The sequence below is a fragment of the Marinilabilia rubra genome (genome assembly GCF_003121985.1).
GTDB lineage: Bacteria > Bacteroidota > Bacteroidia > Bacteroidales > Marinilabiliaceae > Marinilabilia > Marinilabilia rubra.
In genome coordinates, this window is the sequence record NZ_QEWP01000005.1 from 150,047 (window position 1) to 168,302 (window position 18,256).

The window sequence follows — 18,256 nt, forward strand, 5'->3', positions numbered from 1 at the left end:
CAGGGTTTTAAGAAAAACATGCATATAATTCAAAAACTGACTTACAGGCTTAAACGAAAGCCTAAAGAAGCATTAATATTTTTAATTCTTCTCTTTTGTAAGCCATCTGAAACGCAGTAACAAAAATATTGATATTGAAGATAATCCAATTAAATAACCAAACCAGATTCCCTGAGGCCCTAAATTCCAGTGAAAAGATAAAAGCCAGCCAACAGGAAGTGCAAGCACAAAGTAGGCCACCAGCAACATGCCAAAAGGCAGATTCACATCTTCAAGCCCCCTGAGAGCTCCCAGCATAGTAACCTGCAACCCATCAAAAAGCTGAAATGCAGCAGCAACGATCATCAATCCGGAAGCAATCAGAATAACTTCAGAACTATCAATAAAAAGCGAAGGAATCAACTCATTGAATAACACAAACAAGATGGCTCCTGTCCCCATAAATATCAGAACCAAATGAAGGGAAGCAAAAGTTGTTGACCGCAATGCACTTGGACGCCCCTGACCCACAAACTGACTAACTTTAACGGTAGTCGCTGCAGCAATGCCCTGGGCAACCATAAAAGTAAAACTGGCAAGACTTAATACAATTTGGTGGGCAGCCAGGGCCGCTGCGCCAAGCCACCCCATCATAATGCTTCCCAGACTAAACGAAAGCACCTCGACAAAATGCTGCCCCCCTATTGGGAGTCCCAACCACATAAGGTGTAAGCTTTTCGTCCAGGAAAATTTGGTTTCTCCAATATGCTTTCTGTAATATCTGAAAAAATCAAATTGGTAATAGCCCCAGATAAATAAAAGCGGCATTATCAGCCTGGCTGTCAAAGTTGCATAACCAGCTCCCATAAGTCCATAGGCCGGGAAGCCCATTTTTCCAAAAATCCATAGATAATTCAGAAATATATTCAGGGCATTGGCCGAAACAGTTATTACCATGGCTATGCGGGTATTCCCAAGTCCTTCGGCAAATTGCTTAAACGTGAAAAACAGCACAAATGGAATCATGGAAACGACCAAAACCCGGTAATACGGTAAAGCTGCATCGACAACAGCCGGTGGTTGCCCCATATATGGCATTAAATAAGAAACGCCCCACAATAGCAAGGCAAGTATGAGCCCCGCCAACTGAAAGGCATATAAACTTTGTTTAAACCAGGATGCTGCCAATTGTCTATTACCTCCCCCATAGGCTTTACCTACCAGTGGTGTGAGGCCATTGACCATCCCAATTCCAAATACCATTCCTACTACAAAAACAGTATTGGCGAACGATGCGGCTGCCAAAGGCACTGTCCCAAGTTGTCCGACCATGAGGTTATCTGCCAAAACCACAATCATCTGACCTGCCTGCGCCAACATAACCGGCAACGCCAAAATCAAATTGGGCTTATAGTGCGGTTGGTATTTTCCCAGTCTGCTGTTATTCATTTCATACAATAATTCTGAGAGTGCATCCAGCAAAAAGCCTTTCTCCCCAAAATGACATACTCTCTTATTAAATGCGAATCGGCAAAGGTACGGTAAAAACAAGAAATAAAATAAGTGCAGAAATAAGAATCTATTTAATAAGATGCGGTCAGAAAAGCCATACCAACTACTTATAAAATCCACAAGGGCTACTTCAAATAGAATTCCTTTGTCATTTTTTTAAACTCTTCAGTGTAGTGGTGACGTGATAATTCCAATACCATTTCATTTTCTTCATGTGTTGAAGGGCTGAATTTCTTCCAGCATGATAAAACCCGTTTAACAGGTTTCTGAGGAGTTGGTTTTACAGATAAACGACTGTGCTCAAAAAGTCCCTGGCGGGCAGCTTTCAATTTAAATCCGGAATAGTCGGTAACGGGTAAGATAAGACAAAAGCTTCCCTTTTCTGATAAGACATTTAAAACACTGGAAATCAAGTCGTCCTGGGTAAGGACATCGCTATGTCTTGCATTGGCTTTTCGATCGCAATTATTACGTATCCCTTTGCTAAAAAAAGGAGGATTACAAATTACCAGGCCATAATTCCGATTGATTCCCCCCGCAAAATTCTGAAAAGTATCATTGATCACATTTAACTTTTCAGACCAGGGGGAATTAGTAAAATTTCCACGGGCCTCTTCTGCTGAAGGAGCATCATATTCAATAGCATCTATTGTGGCTTCAGAGCTTCTTTGTGCCAACATCAAAGCGATCAGTCCGGTGCCGGTCCCAATATCCAGAATATTCTTAATTGACTCATCCAGGGGAGCCCACGAGCCCAGAAGAACACCATCTGTTCCCACCTTCATGGCAGAATATTCCTGTTTTATCGAAAATTTTTGAAAATGAAACATACTATATCCAATACTCCGTTAAACCCTTATAAAATATTTGTAATCAACTATTTTTGAACATGCCCCGTTTCAGATTAATGCGCAGTTCTTCAGGGATATAAGAACTATCTCAGGGTGCGCTGAAAAACGCAGATTCAATTAACTATCAGACACCTAAAGCACATCAATAATTAACTGCGTGCAAGGTTATTCCACAGCATACTCTTATACCGTTGCACTTGTAAATAAGAAAACTGCTAATCAAAAGAAAAAAATTTACTTCACCGGCCCCATCTCGAAGTATTTCAATACTCCTTCGATGGGCCGTCTTGTAAATTCTCATCTTTTGACTTTTTCAGCAGACCCTATCTTTGATCTCATATCTAAAAATCTAATGATCTGTTGATATCAGAACTTTTCATAAACTCCCAATCCAAAGAGAGCGTAATCGAAAGAAACCGGGTCTTCGGGTCTCATTTCTGAAAGATGATTGGTCAGCTCCAAAACGGCCTTAAGATCATTCTGTTTGCGATTTAGGATTCCTAATGAACGTGCAACACGAGCAACATGCAAATCGAGAGGAATAAGCAAGTCTGCAGGTTCAACATTGGTCCACAAACCAAAATCGACCGGTGAGGGTCGACGCACCATCCACCGCAGGAACATGTTTAAGCGCTTGGCTGAAGCTTGTTTGGCAACATTGGCGACATGCTTTCCGGTACGTTGAGGAGCTCCAAAAGACAAAAAAACCTCTCTAAAACAGCGTAAACCTTCAATAACCCCTCCATTCGAATAGCCTTTGAAAAAAACATTGTGAAGCCCACCATAATCTGTATAAATATTTCTTAAAGCTTTCAGAAAATAAACCAGATCGACATTTTGAAAAGTCCGGTAAACAAAACCATCCATAGCTGCCATTTCGGCATGGGATGCACCGCCTATAAAATCATATGGTGCCATATCCATACGTTCCATCAACTGGCGACATGCCGAAAGAATCATTGTTCTTTTACCCCACGCAAGGGTAGCGGTGAGAAAACCGGCTATTTCAATATCTTCTTTTTGGGAAAAAAGGTGAGGAATTTGAATCGGATCATCATCAATAAACCACCTGGCTTCATAATGATGGGCTTTCTCAAAAAGAAAATCTCTTAATTCGTTTTTTCCGGCATAATTATTCATCAACGATAACTCCGTCCACAATATTGATCATCCGGTCTGCTTTTTCAGCCAAATGCCGATCGTGCGTTACAATAATAAACGTTTGATTGAACTGTTTTCTGAGGTCTACAAACAGATCCATTAATTCATCCTGATTTTTCGAGTCCAGATTTCCTGAGGGTTCATCAGCAAAGACCACCAAAGGGTCATTAACCAAAGCACGTGCGACTGCCACTCTTTGTTTTTCCCCTCCACTCAATTGGGCGGGTTTATGCTCTAATCGATCCGAAAGGCCAAGGTAATTCAAAAGTTTCAGGGCTCTGTTCCCGGCATCTTTCTCACTTTTTCCTGCAATAAGTCCGGGAATCATACAATTCTCAAGTGCAGTAAATTCAGGCAAAAGCTGATGAAACTGAAAAACGAAACCAATATGCTGATTCCTGAACCTGGCCAATTGATTTCCTTTCAGGGAACTAATATTAGTTCCATTGATAAGCACTTCACCATTGGAAGGTTTGTCCAAAGATCCCAGAATTTGCAACAAGGTTGTTTTTCCGGCTCCGCTGGCTCCAAGAATGGTCACAATCTCTCCTTTTTCAATGTTGAGATCAATGCCTTTCAGGACTTTCAGATCACCGAACTTTTTCTCTATATTTTTTCCAATTACCATTAATCAATAGATCGTTAGATTTTTAAATATTAGATTTAAGTAGCCCAGCCGCGCGGAAGCCGGAAGCTGGAGGCTGGAAGTTAGAAGCTGGAAACTTTCGAATATAAGAAATTTTGATTCTTTTTGCGGCATATCTAAAAAACTAAGAAAATTATAAAAAACACATTTTAAATAGTTTATGACTTTACTTAGATGAAAGATAAATCATAGCCAATAAATAATACAAGCGTTAGCCCAGAAAACCATAAACCTATAAACAACTGACTCAAAGCTTATTGCAGAGCCATCCACATCCCCTTCCATATGCCAGGCCGGCAAATCAATAACCGGCAAAAGAACCAAAGAAAACCTAGTTATTCTGCATTCACCTGAAAGACCAATTACGATTGAAACAAAACCCAAATATAAACAATATAGATTACTAAAAGAACGGCCCCTTTCCACCGGGAAAGAATCCCTTTCCTGAGAGGAATCATAAAAAGAATGAGTAACACTGCTACAGCCACCATCCATATCATATCAAACGAAACCACCGCCGGGGAAACATTCAAAGGTTTAAGCATTGCAGTAATCCCTAAAATGGAAAACACGTTAAAGATATTGGACCCTATGATGTTTCCAATAGAAATATCCATTTCCTTTTTAAAGGATGCAGCCAGAGAGGTAGCCAATTCCGGCACACTTGTACCAAACGCCACCACTGATATACCAACAACCCTTTCACTTACACCCCAACCAATTGCAAGATCGCTCGCTCCTTTTACCAACCACTCGGCACCAAAATAAAGTCCGATTACTGCCAACGCTACCAAACCAAGAGCAGGAAGAATGTTCATGCCCGGAGCAGGGAATTTCTCTTCATTTTTGGCTGACTTTTTTCTTGAACTATAAACAGACCAGATAATATAAAATACAATCAAAGCAAAGAAGATAACCCCTTCATAAAACTGCAAAACCCCGTTAATCAGGAAAACAAAAAGAAGCAAGAAAGCAACCATCATCACCACCCAGTCAAACAAGACCGAGGGGCGTTTAACATGAATCGGGAACACAATGGCCACAGCCCCCAGAATAAGGGTAACATTGGCGATATTTGACCCTACCACATTTCCTATGGAGATATCAGGCAAATCTGTAAAAACAGCTTTAACACTTACAAATAATTCGGGAGCTGATGTTCCAAAAGCAACAATCGTTAATCCTGCCACAAGTGGACTTACACGAAAATGTCTCGATAATTCAACACCTCCTTTAACCAACCAGTTTCCACACAAAAACAAAAGTACGAATCCGGCCAGAACATATAAATAGGACATTAAATCCATAAAACAAATACTAGAAAATTTTTAAGAATTGTGGGGGTAATAAGGACGCATTAAAAAGAACAAAAAAGATATCCCGGTCAGGATTTTAGAGAACAACAACTACAACAAATTATTTCTTTTCATCATCAGATGTATCAATGATATCTTTATCTTCATTTTCATCTGACTCTTTTGTACTGCCGGCTTCATCCCTTTTACCGTCTTCGTCCAGACCATAAACATCTTTGGAGGCATCATCCATAACCCCTTTTATATCTTCGGTTTCCTCTCGCACACGGTCCTTGATATCCTTCTGACCTTCTTCAAAGGTATCTTTAACGTCATCTCCGGCACGTTTGATATCTTCCTTTATATCCTGTCCTTGTTCGCTGATGTATTGACGGGCATCATGCAGGTCATCCTTAAGGTCACTGGTATTTTCCTCAAATTCCCTTTTAATATCATCAGCAGCTTTTCGAAATTCATTCATTCCTTTACCAAGCATGCGGGCAAATTCAGGAATTTTATTGGCCCCAAACAACAACAGAACCACCAGAAATACTATTATGATCTCCCCCATAGAGATCCCGAAAAGAAATGTCACCATAATGCTGCATTTTGGTGGTAAAGATATAAAAAAAATCCCCGGTTCATTTGCTCAGAACCGGGGATGAATATGAATTAATATTTCAAAAGAAAATAACCGAAGGAATTATTTCTTTTTCCCTTTGGCTTTTGCTTTTATGCGCTTTTCAATAAAGTTATAAGCAATTGGAGAAGCTATAAACAATGAAGAATAAGTACCTACAACAACCCCCACAATTAGAGCGAACACAAATCCCTGAATAACTTCACTCCCGAAAAGGAAGATGATAATTAATACCACCAGGGTGGTAAGAGAGGTATTCAATGTACGGCTGATGGTTGAGTTCATAGCAAGGTTAAAAACCTCTTTCAACTCCCGTTTGGGGTACAAACCACGATATTCACGAATACGGTCAAATACAACCACTGTATCGTTTATAGAGTATCCAATCACTGTAAGAATTGCTGCAATAAATGACTGGTCAATCTCCATTGAGAACGGCATCACTGCATATAATAAGGAGAATACTCCAAGTACAATAAGAACGTCGTGAGCAACGGCTCCCAGTGCTCCAAGACCAAACTCCCAGTTGCGGAATCGAATAAGAATATAAAGGAAGATTACCACAAAAGAGAAGAAAATTGCATATCCGGCTTTATTTCTGATATCGGCGGCAATTGTAGGTCCTACCTTCTGAGAACTCATTCGGTAGTCAGACAGAAACTGGTCGCGACTTACATCGTCTCCAACATATGATTTCAAGCCGTTGTAAAGCTGAGTCTCAACTTCAACATCAGCAGATTTCTCATCATTATCAACCATATAGTTGGTAGTAATCCGAATCTGATTATCTCCACCAAAAGTTTTGGCTTCAACATTTGCTCCATCAAAGGCAGTCTTCAAAGCAGACTGAACTTCAGTTGCAGGTACCGCTTCATCAAAGCGCACCACATATGAACGACCTCCGGTGAAATCAATCCCCTGCTGCAGACCACGAAGTCCGAGCGAACCAATTCCCACTAAAATCAGCACTCCGGAGATAACCATAAACATGTTGCGTTTCTCAATAAATAAGATGTGCGCACCCTTAAAAAGATTGCGGGTAAGATTTGTTGAAAAGCGAATGTCTGCTTTGGTTTTCAACAACGCTTCATATACCAAACGTGTAATGAAGAACGCCGAGAAGAAAGAAGTAGCAATACCGATCATCAAAGTAGTTGCAAAACCTTTAATGGGTCCGGTTCCAAACAAGAATAAAATTAAACCTGTAAGGAAAGTAGTCACGTTGGCATCAATAATGGCTGAGAAAGCATTTCTGTAACCATCGGCAATGGCCAATTTCAGTCCTTTTCCGGCTTTAATTTCTTCCCTTATTCGCTCATATATCAGCACATTCGCATCCACCGACATACCAATGGTCAATACAATACCGGCAATACCCGGAAGGGTAAGAACAGCGTTAAATGCTGCAAGCACACCCATAATAAAGAACATGTTGGCAACCAATGCAAGGTCAGCCACAACACCAGCTTTAAATCCGTAATAAATGACCATGTAGATCAAAACGGCAATAAAAGCCCAGATAAATGATTTGAGACCAGCATCAACAGCTTCTGCTCCAAGAGAAGGCCCCACAACAGTATCTTCAACAATGCGGGCCGGAGCCGGCATTTTTCCTGATTGCAGAACATTGGCAAGGTCTTTTGCTTCCTGAGGGGTAAAGTCTCCGGTAATGGAACTGCGTCCACCGGTAATTTCATTCTGTACAGTTGGGAAAGAGTAAACATATCCGTCCAGAACAACAGCAATCGACTTTTTGATATTAGCTTTTGTCAGACGAGCCCATGTTTTTGCGCCCTCGCTGTTCATTGACATTTCAATCTCATAGCTGCCTTGCTGGCTGGTAACTGATCTGGCTCCGGTAACAACATCGCCTTCCAGCGGAGGACGTCCGTCGTGACTGGTTACTCTGATTGCCACCAACTGAAAAAGCTCATCATTAGGATCAAATTGTTGATTGGTCCAGTATTGAGCATCTTCACCCGGAATTGACTTAACGGTCCACATGAATAAAACATCACGTGGCAGCAATGACTGCACCTCTTCAATGGCAAGGAAGCTGTTAACTTTAGAAGTATCACGCGATACAGCCAATCCAACAACCGGGCTGGAAGGACGGCCACTTGGAGCGAGATATGAAAACAAAGACTCTACCTGCTGGTCATCTCCTTCAACTGCCAGAGAATCACTATCAATTTCATCCAACAGAGCAACGTCTGTTTCTTCAGGTTGCTCATCCACCTCTACTTCAGGGTCAACTGTTGAAGAATCAACACCGGATTTCTCCATAGCAGTAATCTCAGCAGTTAACTGATTGGCCTGCATCAAGCTCTGAAAGATTTCTTCCTGATTGTAAGTTTCCCAGAATTCAAGATTAGCGGTTCCCTGCAAAAGGTCGCGAACACGCTCCGGATCGCTGATACCAGGAAGTTCAACCAGAATACGACCGGTTTGCTCGAGACGCTGAATATTGGGTTGTGCGACACCAAAACGGTCAATACGGGTGCGAAGAATATTAAAAGCATTGTCGATGGCTCCCTGGGCTTCTTCCCGAATAACCTTAATCACGTCTTCATTGGTAGAATTGTAATCTACCTTGTCGCGCAATTCAACGGTATTAAAAATGGCAGCTAACCTACCTTCAGGTGCTACTTCATCAAACGCTTCTCCAAAAAGGGTAATAAAATCCTGAGTTGAAGTTTTTTCGCGTTGGCGAGCCAAACGAAGAGCTTCAAGAAAAGACTCATCCTGATTGTAATTAGAGAGAGCTTTTACGATGTCGGAAACGCGAACCTCAAGAATCATGTTCATTCCGCCTTTCAAGTCAAGACCGAAATTAATTTCACGCTCTTTACATTCCTGATAGGTATATTCTCTTAATCCAAAAAGAAAATTATACACCACCTCATTTTTCATGGAATCCAGGTAATTAAACCTGTATTCACTTATCAGATTTGGGTCATCACCAGCACGATTCTCAGCATATTCCTGAGCCTGTTGTTCAACGTGGCGTGTCTGGTAAGTAAAGATCAACTGATACAAACTAACCAATGCCAAAAGAATGGCAAATAGTCTGATCGCTCCTTTGTTCTGCATTTGTAGATATTTTTATTAATTCAAATTCACGTTCCTTTTTCTAAACGCGCAAATATATTAATTTTTTTAAAACCTTTTGGCTTTGTGGTATTAAAAGGCGAGGTAATAATTCCAAATCAAAACTGATGGAGCGACATACGCGAAAAAAGACGTTTTAAACCAAACATGGCAATACCGATAGCGAAAGCAATTAATAGAATTGACGGAAAAAGATAACAAAAATAATCCATTTGATACTGAGCTGTAAATGTCTCAGCCCATGCTGACAGGAGCCCCCTGGAAGCCGGCAATGCAAGAAGAGCACCTGCTAATACAAAAAAGAAGTAACCGGAGAAAAGAAACCTCAGGTTGGATGCATCAGGTATTCCCATTATTTTTCTGAGCAAAACGTCCTGTTGACGTGTTGCCACAAGAAAGGAAACTAATCCAGTGAGCCCCAATAAAGATATTACAAGGACTAATATTGAAAAAGCGGTAGCAAGGGAGCTGTAACGATAATCTTCTTTATAGTAGGATTTGATTCTTTCCTGCAATGGGGTTGATAAAAAAGGGACCTCAGTTTCTGCTTTATCCCAAATTCCATTGATTTCCTCAATTGCTGAATTCAGGTTATCAGGGTTTATCCTAACTAAGATACTCCTTGGTTTCTCATTCCTGTCCATTGGAATAAAAATTGAGGGTCTTAATTGATTTTTCAAACTGCCAAGAAAGAGGTTTTCAACAACTCCGCTAATTTCAAATTCAACCGAAGGTGAATTTCTATGAGTAAGCGTTTTCAAAGATTCCCCTACAACAGCCCCATCAGGGTTAAGCAAAGTAGCCGCTAACTCATTAACTACAATTTTACTGGAATCATTACTAATTTTACTGGAATCATTACTTTCATATTTGCCATTTAGCATCCTGCTCTGCAGGGTTTCGAAAAAAGTGCTATCTACATAATGGACTGCAAAAAGATACAATTTTGTACTATCCCCGCCTCCTTCAAAATTAAAGGACATAATGGATGTGGGATCACCCGGATTTCGATAGAGCTTACTATAACTTGAGACACCTTCAACATCGGCAATTTCCTTAAACACCGAATCGGGGTTCCCGTCCAAATAGTGAGCTCTCTCAATCAAAACGAGATTACGGGAATTAAAACCCAAATCCACCTGCTCCACATGTTTTATTTGTCGCCACATACCAATGGCAGTAGAACTAACAAAGACCGCTACAAATATCTGCACCATTACCAACAAACCACGAAACCAAAGTCCCGGATAAGAAGAAAATTTTGTTCTTTCGGCCTGCACTTGTGAGGCCCGGATTTTAGAAAAAACAAAAGCGGGATAAAGTCCTGACATCAGGCCCACACAAAACGTAATAAAAACAATCCATGGGAGATTCAATTGCTCCCGGTAATTCTCACTCAAAAATTCGACCCTGAACAAGTTGCTAAAAACAGGCAACATCAATTCCACAAGTACAAGTCCCAGAAAGAGAGCCACAAAACTAAACAATACCGACTCACTGATAAATTGTCCTACAAGACTCCTGCGAGGGGCCCCAAAAACACGACGTACGCCTGCTTCCTTGGCCCGATCAAGGGCCCTTGCGGTAGTCAGATTCATAAAATTAAAAGCCGTGACCAATAAAATAAAGAAGGCAACGCCCAAAAAGATAAAAACATAAACAGGATTAGCGGTTTCCCCAAGCTCAAAATCCAAATCAGAAAAAAGATAAACCTGTTCCAGAGATTGGAATTCATAATGAAGATTGGTGTGTGAATCCCCCCCAAATAAGTCCCGGTCTTCTTTTTCCATTTCGGGCTTAAGGTCTTCATTTAAACGAGTGGCAAATGCCTGACTATTTGTTCCTTCTTTAACCCTGAAATAAACATAACAAGTCAAGGAAAACCAACTATTAATAACCTGGTCAAAATTATCCTCATAATATTTTCTTAATTCCTTTTCCATAATGGTATAAGGAATGACGAAGTTGTACTTCAGATGACTGTTATTTGGTACATCCTGAAAAACCCCTGTCACCTGAAAAGAATCTTCCTCATTAATTCTGATAAATTCCCCAACAGGATTGCGATTCCCAAATAAACGCGAAGCAGCAGACCGGGATATGGCCACAGAAAATGAATCGGTTAAACATCCCTCTGATTGTCCCAGAAGAAACGGGCGGGAAAGCACATCAAAAAAAGTAGAATCTGCAAAGATAATTCCTGATTCCAGAGATTTGCCATAGGGACTTTGAACAGGTTTTTCGGAAGCATCAGCTATCCGGGTAACCGCCTTTGTCTGGTAATATTTTTTTAACTCAGAAGCCATTGCCATTGGGGCAAGCGCTGCATTGACCTTTTCATTTTCAAGCTGCCCCTTGGTAACAATGCGGTAAATACTTTCGGAATTCTTATAATGCCGATCGAAAGAAAACTGATAAAAAACATATTCAAGCACAAAAATACTCATTGCAATTCCTAAAGAGAGCCCAAACAAGGTAAGTAAGGAAAAACCTCTGTGCAGGAAAAGCGTCCTAAGAGATATCTTTATGTAGTTAAAAATTCTCATATTTAATTAATGTCAATAGATCGTTAGATTTTTAGATTTAAGATTTAAGACAAACCATATACTGCTATTAACCAAAGCTTTAAGGCAACGACATATGCAATACCAAAAAGTTGACTTACAGCTTTTTACAAAAATTTAACGGAGTATTGAATGTAATGCACCCTTAAAAAAATGACTAAAGCCGTTTGGTTAAAACCCCTTTACCACATAAAAAACAACCCCTTGCTATTTACTATCCGGGCTCAGTCACCCTCGAAACCACATGCCCGTCATAAAGAGGAATAATCCGCTGACCATGCCGCGCAGCATCAGAAGAGTGAGTTGCCATAACAATGGTTTGCCCTGCTTCGTTCAATTCACGAAAAAGATCCAGGAACTCATCACTCTCAGTAGAATTGAGCCGTCCCGTAGGTTCATCTGCGAAAATAACATCAGGCGAACTACTACAAGCCCTGGCCAGTGCAATTTTTTGCTGAATAAAATCATCCAAACGGCCGGGATATTGACGCCGCAGATGGGTAAGCCGAAAACGTTCCATTAACTCTTCAACAATCCGTCGTCGTTTTTTCCGTGAATAAGAAATATACAGCAAAGGCATTTCGATATTCTCAAAAACAGTAAGCTCATCTATCAAATGAATATGCTCAAACACCACAGCAATGTGCTTTCTCCTTAACTTATTTCTGCGGGATTCAGACATATGTGCTACCTCTGTCCCCTTAAAATAAATCTCGCCCCCGGATGGGACATCCACCAGGCTAAGTAAACCAAGAAGTGTTGTTTTTCCACTTCCTGAAGGCCCTGAAACTACAACATACTCCCCTTCTTCAATATCAATGTTGATATTTTGCAAAGCTTGTCTGGCATGCTCGCCCCGTTGATAGACCTTCTGTATATTTCTGGTATGTATCATATTGTTATAAAATGTTCGATATTGGACACTACTCGTCCGCTCGCGGACACTTCAATATTTTAGTGTTGCGTTTAATCGCAAATATAACATCTTGTTTAAAAGCATATATTGCTTAAAAACCATATTCCTTTATGTAATTACAGATTATCATAAATCCGGCCAAAAATCACAAAAAACTAATAAACAGCACCTTTAGACATACCACCCATAATTTTTTTGTCAAAAACCATTCTAAAAATGTCCGTTTACGAACAAATAATATATATCATGACCATTTTTTTAATACATTTGAAAACAAGAGCAAAATCAACATAAACCTATTACTATGGCATCTAAAACAGGGAAAATTCTGGCAGTAGACGACAATACGGACATTCTTTTTGCATTAAAACTGCTCCTGCGCCCGCATGTGGAACTCATCAGCACAGAAACAAATCCGTCAAATATTCCATCACTTATGAAAGAAACGGATTATGATGCTATTTTACTTGATATGAATTTCACTCAAGATGCCATCAGCGGAAAAGAAGGGTTTCATTGGCTGAACAAAATCTTAGAAATTGATCCCCAGGCTGTTGTTTTATTCATAACTGCTTATGGTGATGTTGAAAAGTCGGTTCAGGCGATAAAGGCAGGAGCAACTGATTTTATCATCAAACCCTGGCAAAATGAAAAACTATTGGCAACCATCTCCTCTGCAATAAAATTAAGCAGGTCAAGACGTGAAGCCTCAGATCTTAAAGAAAAGCAACGGGAGATCAACACCATTATGGATCAACCTTTTTCCGATTTTATTGGTGTATCGCCCGGAATGCAGCATGTCTTTAATACCATTAAAAAAGTTGCAGGCACTGATGCAAACGTTTTAATTCTTGGTGAAAACGGAACAGGAAAAGAACTGGTAGCCAGAGCCCTGCACCGATATTCATTGCGTAAAGATGAAGTTTTCATCAGTGTTGATTTGGGCGCATTGAGTGAAACTCTATTTGAAAGTGAACTATTTGGTCACGTAAAAGGTGCTTTTACCGATGCCAAGGCCGATCGTCCCGGACGTTTTGAATTGGCTTCCGGGGGAACCATCTTCCTGGATGAGATAGGAAACCTTTCTCTGCCAATGCAGGCAAAGCTTTTAACGGTATTGGAACGAAGAGAAGTAACCCGTGTGGGGGCGAACAAACCTAAATCCATCGACATAAGACTCATTAGTGCAACCAATATGCCACTGAAACAAATGGCTGCTGAAGACCAGTTCAGGCAGGATCTTATTTACCGTATTAACACCGTTGAAATTGAAATCCCACCGCTAAGAGAAAGACCTGAGGATGTTCCATTACTGGCCGATCACTTTTTGAAGATATTCTCTAAAAAATACAATAAGAAAATCAACAAGCTAAGCAATCAGGTTATCAAGAAATTCAATTCTTACCCCTGGCCGGGAAATGTAAGAGAATTCCAGCATGTCCTGGAAAGAGCCGTAATTATGAGTGATTCTCCAAACCTGGATGAAAATGACTTTCATCTCTCAGCTCATGGTTCAACAGGAGATGCTTTTGAATTTGAAAGCTACAACCTGGAAGATATCGAGCAAAAAATAATTGAAAAAGTCATGAGGATGCACAGTGGTAATGTTTCAAAAGCAGCCAGCGACCTTGGCCTTACCAGGACTTCCCTGTATCGTAGAATGGAAAAATATGGCCTTTAATAATTTCAGAACAAACTACATCATCCGGACTGTACTCCTGACTGTTTCCATCATTGGATTCAGTTATCTGCTGTACAATACGAACCTAACCATGACCCTGATCCTGGCTGGTTTACTCATATTATTTCAGGTCATCGCCATGATCATTTATGTAGACCGCACCAACCGGGTTTTAAATAATTTTCTGGAGTCTATCCGCTACTCTGACTTTACCAGAACATTTCAGATTGAAAGCATGGATTCATCGTTCGATAAACTTAAAAAGTCATTCAACGAAGTAATCAAGGATTTTCAAGCGGTAAGAGCAGAAAAGGAAGAGAACTATTTTTATCTGCAAACAGTTATTCAACACATTGGGATAGCTCTCATCGCATTTCAAAAGGATGGAACCGTAGAGCTCATTAACAATGCCACCAAGAAACTTTTCCAGGTAAGAACACTGCATAATATTCAGGGGCTCAGGGAGTTCAGCCCGGAAATTGTTCAAAAATTATTAACCATAAAACATGGTGAAAAAACGCTTGTAAGAGTCAGAGAGAAAGACGATTTATTGCAACTTGCCATTTACGCAACTGAGTTCAGAATTCACAATCGCACCATAATCCTGGTATCTATAAAAAACATTCAGCAGGAGCTGGATGAAAAAGAGATGGAATCCTGGCAGAAGCTGATTCGGGTTCTCACCCATGAGATCATGAACTCTATTACGCCCATTTCCTCCCTGTCTTCAACAGTCAAACTATTAATACAAGACATCATAAATTCACTTGAAAATCAGAAAGTTGAAGCCGATGACACCGAATCACTCAAAGAAGTGGAGCAAGCACTACAAACCATACACAAAAGAACGGATGGCTTGTTACATTTCGTCAACACCTATCGTAACTTAACAAAAATACCCAAACCTAACTTTTCGATATTTAAAGTCACCCATCTTCTTAATAACATACATGAGCTTCATGGGAAAGAAATTAAAGAAAAGGGAATTACCTGTAATGTCATTGTAGAGCCGGAATCACTGGAATTGTCTGCCGATGAGCATCTGATTGAGCAGGTATTAATCAATCTGGTAAAAAATGCCATTCATGCCCTGGAAGAAACAGAAAATCCACGCTTGGAAATCACTTCATTCCTGAATCGGCGCGGACGCATAACCATTCAGGTAGCCGACAACGGCAAAGGCATTCTTCCGGATGTATTGGATAAAATATTCATCCCGTTTTTCACTACAAAACCACAAGGCTCAGGAATCGGACTCAGTCTTTCCCGCCAGATTATGAGACTGCATGGAGGCAGTATTAACGCTTACTCCGAACCGGGAAAAGAGACCAGATTCTCGCTTACTTTTTAGAAGTTAGAGTTTTGGTTTTGGCTGAGCATCGTGAGTCGCAGGCCCATTTAAGAAGTTTATGCGCAGATCCGGGGTTTGATTGTGGTCTGTAAGGCATTAATCAACTTTAAGGCATAAAAAAACCGGAAGTTTTACACCACCGGAATATTATCGTAAATCTTTTACTCGATCAACCCGGATACTCTACCCTGCATTTAAAACCTTATGACCACCGTTTAATAACGCTTAGCCATTTGCTGCTTAATCTCATGCAAACGATTAAACATTACAGCCAGATGAGCATACAATGAGGTATTTTGAACAACAATATCTTCAGGTGTTTTAATGCGAACTGGTGTAAAGTTCCAAATAGCTTTAATTCCCCCTTCAACCATTAAATTGGCCACCTGCTGGGCACTTTCGGTAGGAACGGTTAAAATACCAATCTCAACACCTTCTTCACGCATCAGTTTGAAATCATCTATGTGATGAATGGGTACATCCACAATTTCACGACCAACTACTGCCGGATCAATATCAAAAGCTTTTACTACATTCAATCCGTATTGCTTCAAACCGTGATCATGCAAAAGGGCACGCCCCAAACTACCCGCACCAAAAAGAAAGGCATTATCAACAATTCGGAAACCAAGGAAATCTTCCAGGGCATCAATTAAAGGTTCCACTTCATAACCAACCCTTGTTTTTCCGGAAATACCAGTATAGGATAAATCTTTGGTAACCTGAGTTGGATCAACCCCCATGTCGCCGGCAATATTGGTAGAAGAGATGTAGCGGTCTCCCTTTCTCGAGGCAATTTTCAGGTAAGCCAGATAGCAGGGCATTCGCCGAAGCGCCGGCTCAGGTACCAGAAAACTCTTTTTTTTGTTATTTCCTTCCTCCATGGTTTATTTATAGTATTTGAACCTGATTAGGTTGTACAAATTTAATGAAGTTTTTTATTGCAGAAAGAAATCAGTAATAAAAAACACCCATCTTCAGGGAACAAAAAAAGGACCCTGGAAAAGGTCCTTTGTTTTGAGTGGGCGATAAAGGATTCGAACCTTTGACCCCTTGGGTGTAAACCAAGTGCTCTGAACCAACTGAGCTAATCGCCCTTTTGAGAAAATAAGTTTAGAATTGGTGGGCGATAAAGGATTCGAACCTTTGACCCCTTGGGTGTAAACCAAGTGCTCTGAACCAACTGAGCTAATCGCCCCTATTTTTCTCAAAAGCGATGCAAATATAGGAGAGTTTTTACCAACCTCCAAACAAAATCTTCATTTTTCCAGTGCCTCAGCCACTACAAATGTGCTCCCACCGATGAAAATCAAATCATTATCTGATGCATTTTTTTTTGCAGCTTTAACAGCCAATTGAACATTCGGATAACTTTCGCCCGACAATCCCACTTTCAAGGCCTGATCAAGAAGCTTTTTTTCATCCAATGCTCGCGGTATAGATGCACGGGTAAAATAATAATCAGCATCCTCCGGCAACATTTTCAAAATACCGGAAGCATCTTTATCATTTACCATCCCCCAAACAATATGGATTTTTTGATTTTTGCCCCGCTTAAGCTGAGCCACTACTTTTGCCACTCCATCGGCATTATGGCCGGTATCACAAATCACAAGGGGATTTTCCGACAAGATTTGCCAACGTCCCAAAAATCCGGTTTGTTTTACCACTCCATAAATACCTTCTTTGAGTACATTCTTGTTCAGATTGTAACCAATCTTCTTTAATTGATTGTAAGCACTCACGACTGTCAGAAGATTCTCCTGCTGATACTCGCCCAGAAGAGGTAATTTAACACTAACATCCTCTGATTGAGTGGACAAATCAATCACCTGGAATCCCGAGACAGATTGAACATTTTTGACTTGGACCAGATCCTCTGAAAAAAATACCGGCGCGTTAACGCTTTGTGCTTTCTCTCTAAACACATCTGCAGTTTCAGACTGATAGCGACCAACCACAACAGGTGTTTCAGACTTTATTATGCCGGCTTTTTCTTTGGCTATAGAGTGAAGGTCATCACCGAGAAACATGGTATGATCCAACCCAATATTGGTAATCACAGAAAGATCAGGAGAAATAATATTCGTAGAATCCAGCCGCCCGCCAAGTCCCACTTCAATAACTGCAACCTCTACCCCTTCTCTGCTAAAACAATCGAATGCCATAGCTACAGTCATTTCGAAAAAGGACGGAGCAACTGACTCCATAACGCCCTGATTGTCGGCCACAAAGTCAACCACATCCCTTTCGGAAATCATTTGACCATCGATTCTGATACGCTCTCTGAAGTCAAGCAAATGAGGTGACGTATAAAGACCTGTACGATACCCCGCACTTTGCAGAATTGAAGCCAGCATATGAGAAACAGACCCTTTTCCATTGGTACCCGCAACATGAATGGTTCGAAAATTTTTATGGGGATGCTTAAAATATTCATCCAGTTTAAGCGTATTTTCAAGATCAGCCTTGTAAGCAGCTTTTCCTTTTCGCTGATACATGGGCAACTGATTAAATAGATATTGAAGAGTTTCCTGGTAGGTCATTTT

The 18,256-nt window shown here is 40.5% G+C and carries 13 protein-coding genes and 2 tRNA genes; 2 read left to right on the forward strand and 13 right to left on the reverse strand.

Features of this window, described 5'->3' with window-relative positions; genetic code table 11:
- Nucleotides 1-81: 81 nt before the first annotated feature.
- The 9 genes from DDZ16_RS08165 to DDZ16_RS08210 all read right to left on the reverse strand — a co-directional run bounded on the left by DDZ16_RS08165 (nt 82) and on the right by DDZ16_RS08210 (nt 12,654).
- Nucleotides 82-1,428 (reverse strand): MATE family efflux transporter, encoded by a 1,347-nt coding sequence (locus tag DDZ16_RS08165; RefSeq protein WP_109263962.1) that lies wholly within the window; start codon nt 1,426-1,428, stop codon nt 82-84.
- 188 nt (nt 1,429-1,616) lie between these two features.
- Nucleotides 1,617-2,276 (reverse strand): tRNA1(Val) (adenine(37)-N6)-methyltransferase, encoded by a 660-nt coding sequence (locus DDZ16_RS08170; protein WP_232526590.1) that lies wholly within the window; start codon nt 2,274-2,276, stop codon nt 1,617-1,619.
- A 432-nt stretch (nt 2,277-2,708) separates the two neighbouring features.
- Nucleotides 2,709-3,482: a TIGR02757 family protein gene (locus DDZ16_RS08180; protein ID WP_109263965.1), complete on the reverse strand. Its 774-nt coding sequence runs from the start codon at nt 3,480-3,482 to the stop codon at nt 2,709-2,711.
- Nucleotides 3,475-4,131 (reverse strand): ABC transporter ATP-binding protein, encoded by a 657-nt coding sequence (locus DDZ16_RS08185; RefSeq protein WP_109263966.1) that lies wholly within the window; start codon nt 4,129-4,131, stop codon nt 3,475-3,477. Before DDZ16_RS08185 ends, DDZ16_RS08180 begins: the two co-directional genes overlap by 8 nt.
- Nucleotides 4,132-4,511: 380 nt before the next feature.
- Complete coding sequence (locus DDZ16_RS08190; protein ID WP_109263967.1) at nt 4,512-5,456, reverse strand: calcium/sodium antiporter; 945 nt, start codon at nt 5,454-5,456, stop codon at nt 4,512-4,514.
- A gap of 109 nt (nt 5,457-5,565) precedes the next feature.
- Nucleotides 5,566-6,042 carry a Sec-independent protein translocase subunit TatA/TatB gene (gene tatA, locus DDZ16_RS08195; RefSeq protein ID WP_109263968.1) on the reverse strand — a complete coding sequence of 159 codons (477 nt, stop codon included), beginning with the start codon at nt 6,040-6,042 and terminating at the stop codon, nt 5,566-5,568.
- Between the two features lie 105 nt (nt 6,043-6,147).
- Nucleotides 6,148-9,177 (reverse strand): protein translocase subunit SecDF, encoded by a 3,030-nt coding sequence (gene secDF / locus DDZ16_RS08200; RefSeq protein ID WP_109263969.1) that lies wholly within the window; start codon nt 9,175-9,177, stop codon nt 6,148-6,150.
- Nucleotides 9,178-9,293: 116 nt separating this feature from the next.
- Complete coding sequence (locus DDZ16_RS08205) at nt 9,294-11,741, reverse strand: ABC transporter permease (RefSeq protein ID WP_109263970.1); 2,448 nt, start codon at nt 11,739-11,741, stop codon at nt 9,294-9,296.
- Between the two features lie 232 nt (nt 11,742-11,973).
- Nucleotides 11,974-12,654: an ABC transporter ATP-binding protein gene (locus DDZ16_RS08210; RefSeq protein ID WP_109263971.1), complete on the reverse strand. Its 681-nt coding sequence runs from the start codon at nt 12,652-12,654 to the stop codon at nt 11,974-11,976.
- Nucleotides 12,655-12,979: 325 nt separating this feature from the next.
- Here DDZ16_RS08210 and DDZ16_RS08215 point away from each other — a divergent pair, with 325 nt between their 5' ends.
- Both DDZ16_RS08215 and DDZ16_RS08220 read left to right on the forward strand, forming a co-directional pair.
- Nucleotides 12,980-14,356 (forward strand): sigma-54-dependent transcriptional regulator, encoded by a 1,377-nt coding sequence (locus tag DDZ16_RS08215; protein ID WP_109263972.1) that lies wholly within the window; start codon nt 12,980-12,982, stop codon nt 14,354-14,356.
- The gene (locus tag DDZ16_RS08220; protein WP_109263973.1) at nt 14,346-15,707 is read left to right on the forward strand and encodes a sensor histidine kinase; all 1,362 of its coding nucleotides are present in this window, start codon (nt 14,346-14,348) and stop codon (nt 15,705-15,707) included. Before DDZ16_RS08215 ends, DDZ16_RS08220 begins: the two co-directional genes overlap by 11 nt.
- 215 nt (nt 15,708-15,922) lie before the next feature.
- Here the strand turns inward: DDZ16_RS08220 and DDZ16_RS08225 are convergent, their stop codons facing one another.
- The 4 genes from DDZ16_RS08225 to DDZ16_RS08240 form a co-directional block, all read right to left on the reverse strand.
- A complete protein-coding gene (locus tag DDZ16_RS08225; protein ID WP_109263974.1) occupies nt 15,923-16,591 on the reverse strand; it encodes a redox-sensing transcriptional repressor Rex in 669 nt (222 codons plus the stop codon).
- A 138-nt stretch (nt 16,592-16,729) separates the two neighbouring features.
- A tRNA-Val gene (locus DDZ16_RS08230) sits at nt 16,730-16,804 on the reverse strand.
- 23 nt (nt 16,805-16,827) lie between these two features.
- A tRNA-Val gene (locus DDZ16_RS08235) sits at nt 16,828-16,905 on the reverse strand.
- Nucleotides 16,906-16,966: 61 nt separating this feature from the next.
- On the reverse strand, nt 16,967-18,253 hold the full coding sequence (locus DDZ16_RS08240; RefSeq protein ID WP_109263975.1) for a bifunctional folylpolyglutamate synthase/dihydrofolate synthase: 1,287 nt from the start codon (nt 18,251-18,253) through the stop codon (nt 16,967-16,969).
- Nucleotides 18,254-18,256 lie beyond the last annotated feature (3 nt).